The organism is Clostridium sulfidigenes, assembly GCF_000732635.1.
In the GTDB taxonomy this organism is placed as follows: Bacteria; Bacillota; Clostridia; order Clostridiales; family Clostridiaceae; genus Clostridium_J; species Clostridium_J sulfidigenes.
Window position 1 is genome coordinate 1 of the sequence record NZ_JPMD01000080.1, and the last position, 791, is coordinate 791.

At 28.2% G+C, this 791-nt stretch carries 1 protein-coding gene; it reads right to left on the reverse strand.

The window, feature by feature from the left end; translation table 11 throughout:
* Positions 1-63 precede the first annotated feature (63 nt).
* On the reverse strand, positions 64-791 hold a 728-nt coding region (locus IO99_RS18015; RefSeq protein WP_035135897.1), incomplete at its 5' end, for an IS3 family transposase.

Sequence of the window (791 nt, forward strand, 5' to 3'; positions counted from 1 at the left end):
AATAATAAAAGGTATGCCTCATTTAAAATGTACCCTAAGTCAAGGACATTTTATAAAAAGACCCTAAGATAAAAGATGATTTCTGTATTGAACAGGAGTCATCTTTTTTAAGTTCCATTGGCATCTATACTTATTATGATAATCTATGTAATCCTCAATTTCACATAATAGATCTTCAAAGGTTTCACAATTTTTTAGATTTGTTTCATCTTTTAAGTGCCCGAAAAATGACTCCTGCGGAGCGTTGTCCCAACAATTTCCACGTCTAGACATTGATTGTCCTATATTATTTTGCTTTAATTTTGATTGGAATATTGGACTAGTATAATGAGCACCTTGATCAGAGTGAATAAACACATCCTTACGGAGTAAATGCTTGTTAGATTTCACCAAATTATCAATTGTTTCTGTAACAATATCAATTTTTAAACTTTTAGAAATGTTATATGCTAAAGCTTCATTTGTAGAAGAATCTAAAATGGTTGACAAATAAGCCTTTTGACCATTCTTATAAAATAAATAAGTTATATCTGTTAACAATACCTTACCAGGTATTTGTTGCTTAAATTCTCTATTTAATAAGTTTGGTAAGACTGTATGTTCCTTTGTAGCCTTCATCATTCTTCTATATGGATTTGCTTTTCTATAAGGGCAAACAATATTATATTTTTTCATTATTCTTTTGATACGTTTCAGATTATAGTTAATGTTAAACTCATTTTTAAGAGTCATTTTAATTTGTCTAGCACCTTTTTTACGATTCTTAAAATTAAATGCAGCTAATATATTTT